At 70.5% G+C, this 13,350-nt stretch carries 14 protein-coding genes; 6 read left to right on the top strand and 8 right to left on the bottom strand.

The window, feature by feature from the left end; translation table 11 throughout:
• Positions 1-10: 10 nt before the first annotated feature.
• Positions 11-1,582 (bottom strand): multicopper oxidase family protein, encoded by a 1,572-nt coding sequence (locus EDD32_RS08920; protein ID WP_123916765.1) that lies wholly within the window; start codon positions 1,580-1,582, stop codon positions 11-13.
• A 209-nt stretch (positions 1,583-1,791) separates the two neighbouring features.
• Here EDD32_RS08920 and EDD32_RS08915 point away from each other — a divergent pair.
• Positions 1,792-2,635 (top strand): IS5 family transposase gene (locus EDD32_RS08915; protein WP_484103613.1). Its coding sequence is split into 2 segments (ribosomal slippage): positions 1,792-2,097 and positions 2,099-2,635, totalling 843 coding nucleotides; the frame shifts between segments, so codons are not numbered across the junction.
• Positions 2,636-2,646: 11 nt separating this feature from the next.
• Here EDD32_RS08915 and EDD32_RS08910 read toward each other — a convergent pair.
• From EDD32_RS08910 to EDD32_RS08900, 3 genes are all read right to left on the bottom strand, one after another.
• On the bottom strand, positions 2,647-2,952 hold the full coding sequence (locus EDD32_RS08910) for a hypothetical protein (RefSeq protein WP_123916763.1): 306 nt from the start codon (positions 2,950-2,952) through the stop codon (positions 2,647-2,649).
• Between the two features lie 376 nt (positions 2,953-3,328).
• Positions 3,329-4,732 carry an IS1380 family transposase gene (locus tag EDD32_RS08905; protein WP_123916759.1) on the bottom strand — a complete coding sequence of 468 codons (1,404 nt, stop codon included), beginning with the start codon at positions 4,730-4,732 and terminating at the stop codon, positions 3,329-3,331.
• A gap of 131 nt (positions 4,733-4,863) precedes the next feature.
• Positions 4,864-6,078 carry an IS110 family RNA-guided transposase gene (locus tag EDD32_RS08900; RefSeq protein ID WP_123914369.1) on the bottom strand — a complete coding sequence of 405 codons (1,215 nt, stop codon included), beginning with the start codon at positions 6,076-6,078 and terminating at the stop codon, positions 4,864-4,866.
• Positions 6,079-6,441: 363 nt separating this feature from the next.
• Between EDD32_RS08900 and EDD32_RS18800 the strand changes: the two genes are divergently transcribed.
• On the top strand, positions 6,442-6,606 hold the full coding sequence (locus EDD32_RS18800) for a hypothetical protein (RefSeq protein WP_170175259.1): 165 nt from the start codon (positions 6,442-6,444) through the stop codon (positions 6,604-6,606).
• Between the two features lie 129 nt (positions 6,607-6,735).
• Positions 6,736-7,254 (top strand): flavodoxin domain-containing protein, encoded by a 519-nt coding sequence (locus EDD32_RS08895; protein ID WP_123916761.1) that lies wholly within the window; start codon positions 6,736-6,738, stop codon positions 7,252-7,254.
• 151 nt (positions 7,255-7,405) lie between these two features.
• Here the strand turns inward: EDD32_RS08895 and EDD32_RS08890 are convergent, their stop codons facing one another.
• Both EDD32_RS08890 and EDD32_RS08885 read right to left on the bottom strand, forming a co-directional pair.
• On the bottom strand, positions 7,406-8,809 hold the full coding sequence (locus EDD32_RS08890) for an IS1380 family transposase (RefSeq protein ID WP_123916759.1): 1,404 nt from the start codon (positions 8,807-8,809) through the stop codon (positions 7,406-7,408).
• A gap of 174 nt (positions 8,810-8,983) precedes the next feature.
• The gene (locus tag EDD32_RS08885; protein WP_123916757.1) at positions 8,984-9,304 is read right to left on the bottom strand and encodes a carboxymuconolactone decarboxylase family protein; all 321 of its coding nucleotides are present in this window, start codon (positions 9,302-9,304) and stop codon (positions 8,984-8,986) included.
• 192 nt (positions 9,305-9,496) lie between these two features.
• On the opposite strand from EDD32_RS08885, the gene EDD32_RS08880 reads away from it, so the two are divergent.
• Complete coding sequence (locus EDD32_RS08880; protein ID WP_211338780.1) at positions 9,497-10,240, top strand: sulfite exporter TauE/SafE family protein; 744 nt, start codon at positions 9,497-9,499, stop codon at positions 10,238-10,240.
• A 9-nt stretch (positions 10,241-10,249) separates the two neighbouring features.
• On the opposite strand, the gene EDD32_RS08875 is transcribed toward EDD32_RS08880, so the two are convergent.
• Complete coding sequence (locus tag EDD32_RS08875) at positions 10,250-10,645, bottom strand: ArsR/SmtB family transcription factor (protein ID WP_123916755.1); 396 nt, start codon at positions 10,643-10,645, stop codon at positions 10,250-10,252.
• A gap of 103 nt (positions 10,646-10,748) precedes the next feature.
• On the opposite strand from EDD32_RS08875, the gene arsD reads away from it, so the two are divergent.
• A complete protein-coding gene (gene arsD, locus EDD32_RS08870) occupies positions 10,749-11,129 on the top strand; it encodes an arsenite efflux transporter metallochaperone ArsD (RefSeq protein WP_123916753.1) in 381 nt (126 codons plus the stop codon).
• Entirely contained in the window at positions 11,129-12,925 is a 1,797-nt protein-coding gene (gene arsA / locus EDD32_RS08865) for an arsenical pump-driving ATPase (protein ID WP_123916751.1), read from the top strand. The genes arsD and arsA overlap by 1 nt, the downstream gene beginning before the upstream one ends.
• A gap of 67 nt (positions 12,926-12,992) precedes the next feature.
• Here arsA and EDD32_RS08860 read toward each other — a convergent pair whose 3' ends face one another.
• Positions 12,993-13,262, bottom strand: a complete 270-nt coding sequence (locus tag EDD32_RS08860) for a GlsB/YeaQ/YmgE family stress response membrane protein (protein ID WP_123916749.1) — start codon at positions 13,260-13,262, stop codon at positions 12,993-12,995.
• Positions 13,263-13,350: the final 88 nt, after the last annotated feature.

Below are 13,350 nucleotides of genomic sequence, written 5' to 3'. Positions count from 1 at the left end.
CGCCCGGCGGCTACATCGGTCCCATCGCCTCCTCGATGTGCCAGACGCCCATCATCCCGATGTCCTCGTGCTCGATGATGTGGCAGTGCAGCATCGACATGCCGGCGTGGTCCCGCACGGGCACGAGCAGCTCGACCCGGCCCCACCTCGGCACGACAGTGACGTCCTTCCACGCCGCCGCGCTCGTCCACAGCTGCGCGTAGCCGGGGTCGCCACCGGTGACGGAGAGCACCTGCGCGTGGTTCGTGTGGTGGTGGAAGGGGTGGTCCATCCCGCTGGAGTTGGTGACCTCCCAGACCTCCCACGTCCCCAGCTCGGACATCGTCATGTACGACGAGTCGTGGCCGGTGAAGCTGATGCCGTTGATGTAGCCGTGGCCCTGCCCCATCGACAGGTCCATGCGCACCCGCTTGAGGCCGGCGGTGTCGATCCGTGCTCGCGTGGCCGCCGGGTCGACCACGGTGGGCAGCGTCTGGTCGACGCGGGTCCGCTTCCCGCCGTACGTCAGCGTGGCCAGGGTGACCTGGTCCCCGCCCATGGCGCCCTGGCGGCTGTAGGGCAGGGAGAGCAGCTTGTACGACGTCGACGGCGAGCCCGACGCCTTGACGAGCAGGTCGACCCGCTCACCGGGCGAGAGCAGCAGCTCGCCGACGGCGTAGGGCTTCTCGAGCAGCCCGCCGTCGGTACCGACGACGTGGAGCGTGTGACCGGCGAGGCTGAGCCGGAAGAACCTCGCGACGCAGGCGTTGACCAGGCGCCACCGCTGCACCTGACCGGGGGCGATGTCGATCCGCGGGTTCACGACCCCGTTGACGGTCACGGCCCGGCCCTCGAGGCCGTGCATGTAGTCCATCATCGCGTCGTGGGGCTCGGCGACGCTGCCGACGACGGTGACGTCCTGGAGCACCATGACCCGTTCCGTGTACGCGGACAGCGTCTCGGTCTCGTCCTCGACGACGAGCGCCCCGGCCATGCCCGCCCACATCTGGTCCGCCACGGACCCGTGCAGGTGGGGGTGGTAGAAGTTCAGCGTCCCGGGGCGCTGCAGGCTGAGGTCGTACTCGTAGACCGTGCTCTCCCCCGGCCTCAGCATCACCATCATGTTGTCCCCGTGGGTGCCGTTGGGGTTGTCCCCCGGGGTGACGTGCAGGCCGTGCGTGTGGAGGTTGGTGTCGTAGAGCGGGTGGCCGAGGATGTTCCGGGCGCCGCTCGCCGGCAGGTCGTTGCGCATCCGGACCCGCAGCAGCTGGTCCCGGCGGGCCCGGATGGTCCCACCCGGCCGGAGCCCGTCGTACGTCATGAGGCTCGCCGTCGCCCCGCCGACCGTCACGGTGGCCATCCTCGCGGTGAGCGCGACGTCGACGACGGCGGGGTCGGCCGAGACGTCGGCCAGCAGCACGGGGTCGGCGAACCGGCCGCCGACCGGCGGGTCGAGCACCGTCCCGCCACCGCCCGTGCCGCCGCCACCACCGCCGCCGGGCCCGCCACGGGCGGCGTGCGCGGCGACCGGCGCACCGACGGTCGCCCCCGCGGCCACCGCGGCCGCCGCCCTGAGCATGCTGCGTCTGCTGATCCCGGCCATGGCACTCTCCTCATTCTCGTCCCCCCGGCGCGGCGCCGTCGCCGAGCCGGGCGCGTGAGCGCCCACGCCCATCGATACGCCGACCGACCGTCGGACGCACGGGCCCTAGGGCGTGTCTCCCAATAGCTGAGCCGCTGTGCTGAAACGCTTCGGCGGTGTCGCGGACTGCTGTGTTGACCGACGCCCGGTGGGAGCTGATCGCCCCGTTGATGCCGGCCCCGGGGCGCCGGCGCGGTCGGCCGTTCCGGGAGCACCGCACGGTGGTTGAAGGCATCATCTACCGCTACCGGGCCGGTATCCCGTGGCGTGACCTACCCGAGCGGTTCGGGCCGTGGCAGACGGTGTGGAAGCGGCACCGCCGTTTCAGCGGTGATGGGACCTGGGACAAGGTCCTCACCACGCTGCTCACCCACGGCGACGCAGCCGGGCTGGTCGGCTGGGAGGTCTCGATCGACTCCACGGTCATCCGTGCCCACCAGCACGCCACGAACCTGCCGCGGGACACAGGGGGACCTGTCGAATTACATGAAACCGGGCGAGGAGCCGCCTGACCACGCCATCGGCCGCTCCCGCGGCGGCCTGAGCACGAAGATCCATCACCTGTGTGACGGGAACATGCGCCCCCTGGTGGTGCTGCTCGGGCCCGGGCAGGGCGGGGACTCCCCGATGTTCGAGCACGTCATGAACTCCGTGCGCGTTCCCCGCCTCGGCCCGGGACGTGCCCGGACGACGCCGGTGCGGGCGCTGGCCGACAAGGCCTACTCCTCGAAGGCGAACCGGGCGCTACTTCGCCGGCGCGACATCAAGACCGTGATCCCCGAACGCTCCGACCAGGTCGCGAACCGCAAGCGCCGGGGGTCGAGGGGCGGGCGACCGGTCACCTACGACACCGAGGCGTACAGGCGGCGCAACGTCGTCGAGCGCTCCTTCAACGTCTTCAAGCAGTGGCGCGCCCTGGCCACAAGGTACGACAAGCTTGCCCTCACCTATCGCGGCGGCGTGGTCCTGCGTGCCATCACCATTTGGCTAAAGGCAATAGCCGGTCCGCGCTAATCGTGTCGGTGTCACGGCGGCTCCCGGGTTGTGGTCTCACTGCCGAGGCCGACGAAGGTGGCGGTCTGGTCGTCGATGGTGGTGACGATGTCCACCTCGCCGGTGAGCTCGCCGCTTCGCTCAGTCAGTCCAAGCTCCTCGATCGGGGCGCCAACGATCTCCACCTTGGGGTCGGAGCACTGCTCGGGGTCGGAGTCCTCGACCGAGTCACACAGGAACGGGACGTCGTCCTCGGTGACCAAGGCGGCCTGTACACGCACCTGCTTACCCGGTTCGACGCTGGCGAGGGCCTCTCTGACAGAGGTCGGCTCCAACACGGAGGGGCTGCTGGGTGTGGGTTCGTCCGCGGCTGGCACACCGGTGCATCCAGCGAGAAGCAACATGATCGATGTGAGAGCGCAAGCACCGCTGACTGTCCGCAAGCCAGTCACCTCACTCGTCATTGATCCGGGTGCCGTACATGATGCCCTGCACCGCAGTGCCGTGCCAGAACGGACGGCCCGAGCTGCCAGCCGAGCAAGGCATCAACGGCAATCAATCATCACCGGGCACTAAGCCTCGATCCACCGATGGTCCGCGGCTCGCTCGTTGATGCGGTCGGGACGGCGGTGGTGGTTCTCGGGCGTGGGGTGGTTGCCGGTCTGCCCGGCTTTTCCACTGATGGTCCTCGGTCGTGGGGCGATGGGTCGGGGTTCAGGTGACCCGGGCGCTGCGCGGGAGGACGGCGTCGTAGAGCGTTGTCCAGGCGCTCTGCCAGGGCCAGGCGGTGGGCAGGTGCAGCCGTAGCCGCCGGGCGGAGGTCGCGATCCGGGCGGGGACGTTGATCAGCTTGCGGCGGATCGTCTCGGTCGTTGCCCGGACCAGCGACGGTGCCCTGGTCACCGTGGCGGCGGCGCGGGTGAGGTTGAAGGCCATGACGGCACAGACGAGCCAGGCGGCGTTGGCGGCGAAGACACCGGAGGGCAGGTGTGCCAGGGCGGAGGCCTTGAGGTCGGCGTGGACGTTCTCGATGATCGCGTGGGCCCGGTGGGTCTGGTCAGCGGCGACCGCGCCGAGCGCCTCGGGTGCCGTGGTGGTGAAGAAGGCGTGGAAGCGCCAGGTCTCGAACAGCGTCTCCTGGCCCTGACCCTGCTTGGGGTTCAGGTCGGGGATGCGCCGGACCACGAGCCGGCCGGGGACCTGCTCGGCCTTCTTCTTCGAGGAGAACGCGGTGAACGGGACCTCAGCGACCTCGGCGCGTGAGTTCCATACCCCGGTGGTCTCGTCGTAGATGGCATCGGTGTACCGGATCGCGGTCCACGCATCGGCGTCGATCGTGGCGATGGCGCGTTTGACGGCCGGGTCCATCCGCGCGGTGATCGAGACCTGCGCGCCGGCCTTGAGCGCCGCGGTGACCAGAGTGTGGGAGTAGAACGCCGAGTCGGCCCGCACCAGCACACCACGGCCGGCCAGCCGGCTGCGGCGGATCAGCGCCAAGGTGTCGGTCGCCAGCCGGGCCGCCCCGCGCGGGGAACCCACCGACCCTTTGCGGAGCCGCTGGGCGGCGATCACCGGTGCGACCTGATCGGTGGAGACGGTGGCAAGCAGGGCGTTGAGCCCTCGCACGCCGGAGTACCCGAACGCCGCCCCCTGCTTGGCGTAGCCGTGGACCTCAACGATGGTGTCGTCGATGTCGACCATCACCATCCCCGCGTCCGCCGCGCCGCCGAGCAGGGTGGTGTGCTCGGCCAGGGCGAGGAAGAACCGTGAGGCGACCGCGTCGACCTGGCGGACGTGGCCGAAGGTGAACGAGCGCAGGAACGAGCCCAGCGTCGAGGGGGCGTAGGCACCGGAGAAGACCTTGCCCATGCCGCCGTGGCGCAGCAGGGCCATGTCGTCGATGCTGTCCGCGCCGGCGGCCATGCCCGCGACCAGCGAGGACAGCTTCAGGCCGGCGTTGGCGCCCTTGTCCGTGGGCACGCTCAGCCGCTCGTCGGCCAACTCCCGCAGTCCCGCCCGACGGGCCAGGGCCATCACCGGGACCAGGCCGGCGGCCGACACGAGGTTGGGCTCATCGAACGTCGCGGACACGACCGGACGGGTGTGAGAAAGTTGCATCTACGAGATGCCCTTCTTGAACTGGCGATACGGACCTTCGACAAGTCGTATCTTCCCAGCTCAGAGGGGCATTCTCGCGTTCCCGCGCCTACCCGTAACAGTCAGCCCTCGGTGGATTCTCAATGACTTTGTCAAGCCGTTTGGGCCATCGGTTCTCGCGAGGGTGGGGCGAGTTCGAAGGGTCGGTTGTCGCGGAGCAGGGCCCATAGGACGTCGACGCGTCGGCGCGCCAAGGCGATGAGCGCTTGGACGTGCCCGTGGCCTTGTCCGCGCTTCTTGAGGTAGTAGTCGCGGTTGGGGCCCTCGCGCATCATGGCGGCTGAGGCGGAGAGGTAGAACACTCTGCGCAGCTTGCGCGAGTAGCGCATCGGCCGGTGCAGGTTCCCGGTGCGCCGGCCAGAGTCCCGCGGGACCGGGACAAGCCCGGCGGCCGAGGCGAGCCGTCCGGCGTTCGCATAGGCGGCAAGGTCCCCTGCGGCGGCTACCAGCTCGGCACCGAGGATCGGTCCCATGCCGGGCAGGGACTCGATGATCTCGGCCTGGGGGTGCGCGCGGAAGGTGGTGGTGATCCGGGCGTCGAGGTCGGAGATCCGCGCGCCGAGCGCCAGGAGCTGAGCGGCGAGGTCGGCCACGATGCTGGCCGCCACATCCTGCCCGGGCACGACGGTCTGCTGGGCCTTGGCCGCACCGAGCGCAGCTGCAGCGATCTGGTCGGCGCTGCGCACCTTCCGCTTGACCAGCCATGCCCGCAACCGCGACTCACCCGTCCGGCGGATCGCCTGCGGCGTCTGGTAGCCCGTCAGCAGGACCAACGCACCCCGGCTATGGGCGTAGTCGAAGGACCGCTCCAGCGCAGGGAAGTAGCCGCTGAGCACGTCGCGGAGCCGGTTGACCACGCGGACCCGGTCACCGACCAGGTCGGTGCGGTGGGTCACCAGTAGCCGCAGCTCGGTCACCAGCGCGGTGGCGACCTCGACGTCCTGTAGATCGCCGCGGTGTCGCAGGGTCTCGGCGATGACGTAGGCATCGCGGGCGTCGGTCTTGGCCTCACCGCGGTAGGCGCTGGCCATCTGGTTCACCGTGCGGCCGGGGACGTATCTCACCCGCTGACCGTGGGCTGCCAGCAGTGCCAGCAGCAGTCCCGACATGGTCCCGGTGACGTCTACTCCCCAGACGACCTCGTCGGCGTGGCCAAGGACGCCGGCGATCGCGTCGAGGATGGCGGCCTCGTCGTTGACCACCTTCGTCGACCAGACTGTGGTGCCGGCCTCGTCGATCAGGCAGATCCAGTGATGACCCTTACCGACGTCGACACCAGCCCACCCGGGCGCGATCCGTTGCTTCATCAACTCCTCCTTCGAGCACACGAGCGATTGCCATGGCCCGAAGGAACACCCCGCCGACAGATCCGTAAACAGCGACCAGGACGCGCATCTCAATCAGCAGTCAAGGCGCCCCAGGAGGAACCGGGCGGCCAATCCATCGGAGCCATCAACGGGCGATCAAGGCTCAGCCACACCCAGCCCTCCCGGGCCACCCAAGAACTTACGGATCGAGGCTAAGTCACAACGGCACTTCCCGACGCGTCGTCACCGTCTCAGCGCATTACCCACGTCTTATGGAAGGTTTCCTCTGGCTTTCGCGCGACGGACGGATGGTGAAACGACGAAGACCTGACGCCAGAGAGCCTGCCCGACAGACAATGGAGCATGGCCATCGATGGTGAGACGGGAGTACGCCAACAACCCGACGGCTCCTGGGTCTGGCTGGCTCGCTGGCTCGGCGGCGTCGAGCAGTCCGGCAAGAGCTACCCCAGCCGCGAGGAGGCCGTTCAGGCGCTTCGCGAGGTGCTCGACGACACCGGAAATGCATGAACCAATTGGGAGACACGCCCTAGGGCCCGACCACGTCGGGCGGCAGCGCCCGGGGGCCGTTGGTCCCACCACCCGCGCCACGGTCCTGGGGGAGGCTGGTCACGACCACCGACGACGCTGGGAGGCATCATGCACATCCTCGTGACAGCCGCGACCAAGTACGGCTCGACCGCCGCGACGGCGGACCGTCTGGCCGAGATCCTCCGCTCGGCCGGCCACGAGGTGACGCAGCGACCACCGGGCGAGGTCGACACCCTCGACGGCGTCGACGCCGTCGTCCTGGGCAGTGCCGTGTACGCCGGCACCTGGCTGCCCGCTGCGCGCGAGCTCGCCCACCGGCTCGAGGCGGACCTGGCAGCCCGCGGGGTGTGGCTCTTCTCCTCGGGTCCGCTCGGCGACCCGCGCGAGCGTGCTGAGGACGTCCACGTCAGCTCGATCGCGACCGCCGTCGGCGCCTACGACCATCGCGTCTTCCCCGGTGCGGTCGACCCGGCGGTCCTCGACGCCGACGACCGCGCCACCATCGAGGGCCTGCACGCCCCGGTCGGAGACTTCCGTGACTGGGCGGCCGTGGACGGCTACGCCCGCGAGATCGCGGACGGCCTGGTGAGCCGGGACCTCGTGCCGGCGCCGACGCTGCCGGCCTGATCGGTCCTGCTAAGCCTCGATCCACCGATGGTCCGCGGCTCGCTCGTTGATGCGGTCGGGACGGCGGTGGTGGTTCTCGGGCGTGGGGTGGTTGCCGGTCTGCCCGGCTTTTCCACTGATGGTCCTCGGTCGTGGGGCGATGGGTCGGGGTTCAGGTGACCCGGGCGCTGCGCGGGAGGACGGCGTCGTAGAGCGTTGTCCAGGCGCTCTGCCAGGGCCAGGCGGTGGGCAGGTGCAGCCGTAGCCGCCGGGCGGAGGTCGCGATCCGGGCGGGGACGTTGATCAGCTTGCGGCGGATCGTCTCGGTCGTTGCCCGGACCAGCGACGGTGCCCTGGTCACCGTGGCGGCGGCGCGGGTGAGGTTGAAGGCCATGACGGCACAGACGAGCCAGGCGGCGTTGGCGGCGAAGACACCGGAGGGCAGGTGTGCCAGGGCGGAGGCCTTGAGGTCGGCGTGGACGTTCTCGATGATCGCGTGGGCCCGGTGGGTCTGGTCAGCGGCGACCGCGCCGAGCGCCTCGGGTGCCGTGGTGGTGAAGAAGGCGTGGAAGCGCCAGGTCTCGAACAGCGTCTCCTGGCCCTGACCCTGCTTGGGGTTCAGGTCGGGGATGCGCCGGACCACGAGCCGGCCGGGGACCTGCTCGGCCTTCTTCTTCGAGGAGAACGCGGTGAACGGGACCTCAGCGACCTCGGCGCGTGAGTTCCATACCCCGGTGGTCTCGTCGTAGATGGCATCGGTGTACCGGATCGCGGTCCACGCATCGGCGTCGATCGTGGCGATGGCGCGTTTGACGGCCGGGTCCATCCGCGCGGTGATCGAGACCTGCGCGCCGGCCTTGAGCGCCGCGGTGACCAGAGTGTGGGAGTAGAACGCCGAGTCGGCCCGCACCAGCACACCACGGCCGGCCAGCCGGCTGCGGCGGATCAGCGCCAAGGTGTCGGTCGCCAGCCGGGCCGCCCCGCGCGGGGAACCCACCGACCCTTTGCGGAGCCGCTGGGCGGCGATCACCGGTGCGACCTGATCGGTGGAGACGGTGGCAAGCAGGGCGTTGAGCCCTCGCACGCCGGAGTACCCGAACGCCGCCCCCTGCTTGGCGTAGCCGTGGACCTCAACGATGGTGTCGTCGATGTCGACCATCACCATCCCCGCGTCCGCCGCGCCGCCGAGCAGGGTGGTGTGCTCGGCCAGGGCGAGGAAGAACCGTGAGGCGACCGCGTCGACCTGGCGGACGTGGCCGAAGGTGAACGAGCGCAGGAACGAGCCCAGCGTCGAGGGGGCGTAGGCACCGGAGAAGACCTTGCCCATGCCGCCGTGGCGCAGCAGGGCCATGTCGTCGATGCTGTCCGCGCCGGCGGCCATGCCCGCGACCAGCGAGGACAGCTTCAGGCCGGCGTTGGCGCCCTTGTCCGTGGGCACGCTCAGCCGCTCGTCGGCCAACTCCCGCAGTCCCGCCCGACGGGCCAGGGCCATCACCGGGACCAGGCCGGCGGCCGACACGAGGTTGGGCTCATCGAACGTCGCGGACACGACCGGACGGGTGTGAGAAAGTTGCATCTACGAGATGCCCTTCTTGAACTGGCGATACGGACCTTCGACAAGTCGTATCTTCCCAGCTCAGAGGGGCATTCTCGCGTTCCCGCGCCTACCCGTAACAGTCAGCCCTCGGTGGATCGAGGCTAAGACGAGGGCCGGCAGCGCCGAGGTGCTGCCGGCCCTCGCGGCGCCCGGTCAGCCGTTGCCGTGCAGGACCTCGTTCGTCCACTGCCAAGCAGCGATCGTCGCGGGGAAACCGCGTGTCGTCAGGCCGAGCAGGACCACCTGCTCGACCTCGGCCGGGCTCGCACCCGCGGCGAGTGCCTTGCGCACGTTCGACCTGACGGCGCCGTCGGCCTGCGCGCCGAGCGCGATGCCGAGCTTGACGAGCCTCGTGGTCCGTTCGTCCAGCGGGCCGGCGTCGTCGATCGAGGCGGCGAGCGCGTCCTGGTGGCGCATCACCTCCGGGAAACGTTCGCGGAAGTCGGTGTAGACCTCGGGCAGATGTGCGGACATGGGCTCTCCCTCGTCGACGTGGTCGCTCTGCCGTCATCCTTGCGCAGGGCACCTCCGGCCGTCGTCCCCCGGGACCTTCGGTCCATGACGCGCGGCGGAGCCGCAGCCGGCGAGACGAACGTCCCGCCCCTACCCGGTCGGGTCGGCCTACGTTTCAACCGTGACTGAACCAAGACCCCTCGGGGTGACGCCGTGACCGGCGTCGTGGTCCTGATGGCGGCGGGGCTCCTCGCCCTCTCGATTGCCTCGGGCATGCTCGGCCTCGGTGTGGCATTCGCCGCCGTTCCCTTCCTGGGCTTCTTCCTCCCCGACCTCGTCCACCAGGTCCAGCCCCTCAGTCTCTTCCTCAACGGCGTGACCGCGATCTTCGCGGCCTGGGGCTTCGCCCGCAGCGGACTCGTCGCCTGGCGGCCCGCCCTCCTCCTCACCGCCGTCACCGGCGTGGCGGCACCGGCGGGTGCGTGGCTCGCCCAGGGCACCCCGCAGCAGTGGCTGTGGGGCATCTACCTCCTCGCCGTCGCCTACCTGGCGTGGCGGATGTTCCGCCCCTCGCCGACCGCGCGCGCGGCGGCGCCGGCTCTCGGGCGCGCCATCCTGCTCGCGGTGCCGATCGCCGTCCTGGCGGGACTCCTCGGGGTGGGTCCCGGGTTCCTGCTCATGCCCGCCCTCGTCCTCGTGGGCTACGAGCCGAAGACGGCGGCCGGCGTCACCGCCGTCGCCGTCACCTTGCCCTCGTTCACCTCGCTCGTGCCCCACCTGTCCACCGCGGACGTCGACCTCGGCCTGGCGGCCGTGCTCGTGGTCGTCGGCGCCGCGGGCTCCTACCTCGGCGCGAGGCTGACCAGCCGGTACGTCACGGGGCCGCAGCTCAAGCGCCTGTTCGGGGTGCTCATCGTGGTCATGACGGCGGTCAAGGTGATCACACTGATCTTCTGACGCGCCGGCTCAGCACCCCGGACGCAGCACACCCGACGGGGTGTCGTCCGCCTCGACGACGTCCGCCAGGACCGCGCCGAGCCGCTCGAGCGCGCCGGGCACGATCCGGTAGTGGACCCAGGTCCCCCGGCGCTCCCCCGTGATGAGGTCAGCCTCACGGAGCACCTTGAGGTGATGGGAGACCGTCGGCTGGCTCAGGCCCAGCGGCTCGGTGAGATCGCACACGCACGCCTCCCCACGCTCGTGCGCGGCGATGAGCGACAGCAGCCGCAGGCGCGCGGGCTCGGCGAGCGCCTTGAAGGCACGAGCGAGCTCCGCCGCCCGCTCCACCGCGAGCGGTTCCCGTACCAGCGCGGACCGGCACGCCGAGATGTCGAGGATCGGAAGGCTCTCGAGGACGGGCATGGAGCCAGCATAGGACCTTCGGATTGACGTCGGTCGATCCAGAGGTCCTATGGTAGGGCAGTACGTATCGACACCTTTCGATCCAACTGACCTGGAGTTCGACATGAGCGTCATCGAGGTATTCGAGCCGGCTATGTGCTGCAGCACCGGCGTGTGCGGGCCCGACGTCCCCCAGGAGCTGGTGAGCTTCTCGGCCGACCTGGAGTGGCTCAGGTCGCAGGGCGGGCAGGTTTCCCGCTACAACCTCGCCTCCGAGCCGGCAGCCTTCGCGGGGCGGCCCGCCGTCCTGGACCTCCTCCAGGTCTCCGGTTCGCAGGGTCTGCCCCTGGTCCTCGTCGACGGTGCGGTCGCCATGGCCGGGCGGTACCCCGGCCGGGACGACCTCGCCCGGTGGGCTCGGCTCGCCCCTCAGCCCTCGGGTCGGGCCCCGCTGACCATGGCAAACGGGACGGGCGGCTGCTGCGGCGGCTCGGGCTCCTGCTGATGGGAACCGCAACGCTCCCCTCCTTCCTCACGGACCTGCCGCGCTTCCTCTTCCTCACCGGCAAGGGCGGTGTCGGCAAGACCTCGGTCGCGTGTGCGACCGCCATCCACCTCGCTCGCACGGGCCGCTCGGTGCTCCTGGTGAGCACCGACCCCGCCTCCAACGTCGGTCAGGTGTTCGGCCTACGCATCGGCAACACCGTCACGTCCGTCCCGGCGGTCCCCGGGCTCTCCGCGCTCGAGATCAACCCCGACCAGGCGGCCGAGGCGTACCGCGAGCGGATCGTCGGCCCGGTGCGAGCGATCCTCCCGGCGCCCGAGATCGCGGTGATCGAGGAGCAGCTCTCCGGCGCCTGCACGACGGAGATCGCCTCCTTCAACGAGTTCACCGGCTTGCTCACCGGAGAGGGCTCGGCGGCCGGCTTCGACCACATCGTCTTCGACACCGCACCCACCGGGCACACGATCCGCCTGCTCCAGCTCCCCGGCTCGTGGACCGACTTCCTCGAGGAGGGCAAGGGCGACGCCTCCTGTCTGGGACCGCTCGCCGGCCTCGAGCGGCAGCGGTCCGTCTACGCCGACGCCGTCGCAGCGCTGGGCGACCCGCACCGCACCCGGCTCGTGCTGGTCACCCGCGCGCAGCGTGCCGCCGTCGAGGAGATCGCCCGCACCCGGGCCGAGCTCGCCGAACTCGGGCTGCGGGAGCAGCACGTCGTCGTCAACGCCGTCCTGCCGGAGCCCGCCGACCAGGACGAGCTCGCCACCGCCGTCCACCGGCGGGAGCAGGAGGTGCTGCGCACGATGCCGCCGGCTCTGTCCGGCCTGCCCACCGACATACTGCCCCTCAAGGGCGAGAACATGGTCGGACTGGAGGCCCTCGCCACCCTGTTCGAGCCCGCCGCGCCACCGCCCGACCGGCCCTCGACGGCCGGCGGCTCTGCAGATCTCCCGGCGGGTGTGAGCGAGCTCGGCAACCTGGTCGATGAGCTGGCGACGAGGGACCACGGCCTGGTCATGCTCATGGGCAAGGGCGGGGTGGGGAAGACAACCGTCGCCGCCGCTCTCGCCGTGGCCCTCGCGGAGCGCGGCCTGGACGTCCACCTCACGACCACCGATCCCGCTGCGCACCTCGCCGAGACGCTCGACGGCTCGACCCCGGGCCTGCAGGTCTCGCGGATCGACCCCGAGGAGGCGACGCGCACCTATCGCGAGACCGTCCTGCGCTCCAAGGGAGCCTCGCTGGACGCGGCCGGCAGAGCCGCGCTCGAGGAGGACCTCCGCTCCCCGTGCACGGAGGAGATCGCCGTGTTCCAGGCGTTCTCGCGGGCGGTGAACGAGGCGCGACGGCGCGTGGTCGTCATGGACACCGCGCCGACCGGGCACACGCTCCTGCTGCTCGACGCGACCGGGTCGTACCACCGCGACATCGTGCGACAGATGGGGGCGGACGGCTCGTACACCACCCCGATGATGCGCCTGCAGGACGGCGAGCACACCAAGGTCATCATCGTGACCCTGCCTGAGGCGACCCCGGTCCTCGAGGCGGAACAGCTCCAGACCGACCTCGAGCGGGCGGGCATCGAGCCCTGGGCCTGGGTGGTCAACGACGCCCTCTCCGCGACCAGGACGACCCACCCGCTGCTCCGGCGCCGCGCCGCGACCGAGGGACCGCAGCTCGAGCGGGTCCTCGCCGCAGCAGGTGGTCGGTGCGCCGTCATCCCGTTGCTGGCCACCGAGCCCGTGGGGGTGGGCGCGCTGCGAGTCCTGTCCGAGGGGCGCTCCGCCGTCACCGTCTAGGCAGGACGGACGACGAAGGCCGGCAGCACCGAGGTGCTGCCGGCCTTCGTCGTGCCCGTCGGCGTCGTCAGACGCGACGGCTGCCGCCGCGACGGATCCCGATGTAGATCGAGATGAAGATGATCGCCATGATGATCGAGATGATCCACCGGATCCAGTCGATGCCGGCTGTGTCCTCCACGCCCAGCAGGCCGGCGAGGAGCGAGCCGACCCAGGCGCCCAGGGCGCCCAGGATGATCGTCCAGATGATGCCGATGTTCTGGTCGCCCTTCATGAACAGGCGGGCCAGCGCGCCGATCACGGCGCCGAAGATGATGAGCCCGATGAGTTCGCCCATGAGGTGTTCCTCGCTTCCTTCGTGTGCCACGGTCTGCGGCCTTGCTTCCAACAGGGGAAGCGTGGCAGGTCGGCCGGGGGGCCGCACG

This window comes from Georgenia muralis, from assembly GCF_003814705.1.
In the GTDB taxonomy this organism is placed as follows: Bacteria; Actinomycetota; Actinomycetes; order Actinomycetales; family Actinomycetaceae; genus Georgenia; species Georgenia muralis.
This window is presented reverse-complemented; position numbering and strand designations above follow the sequence as displayed.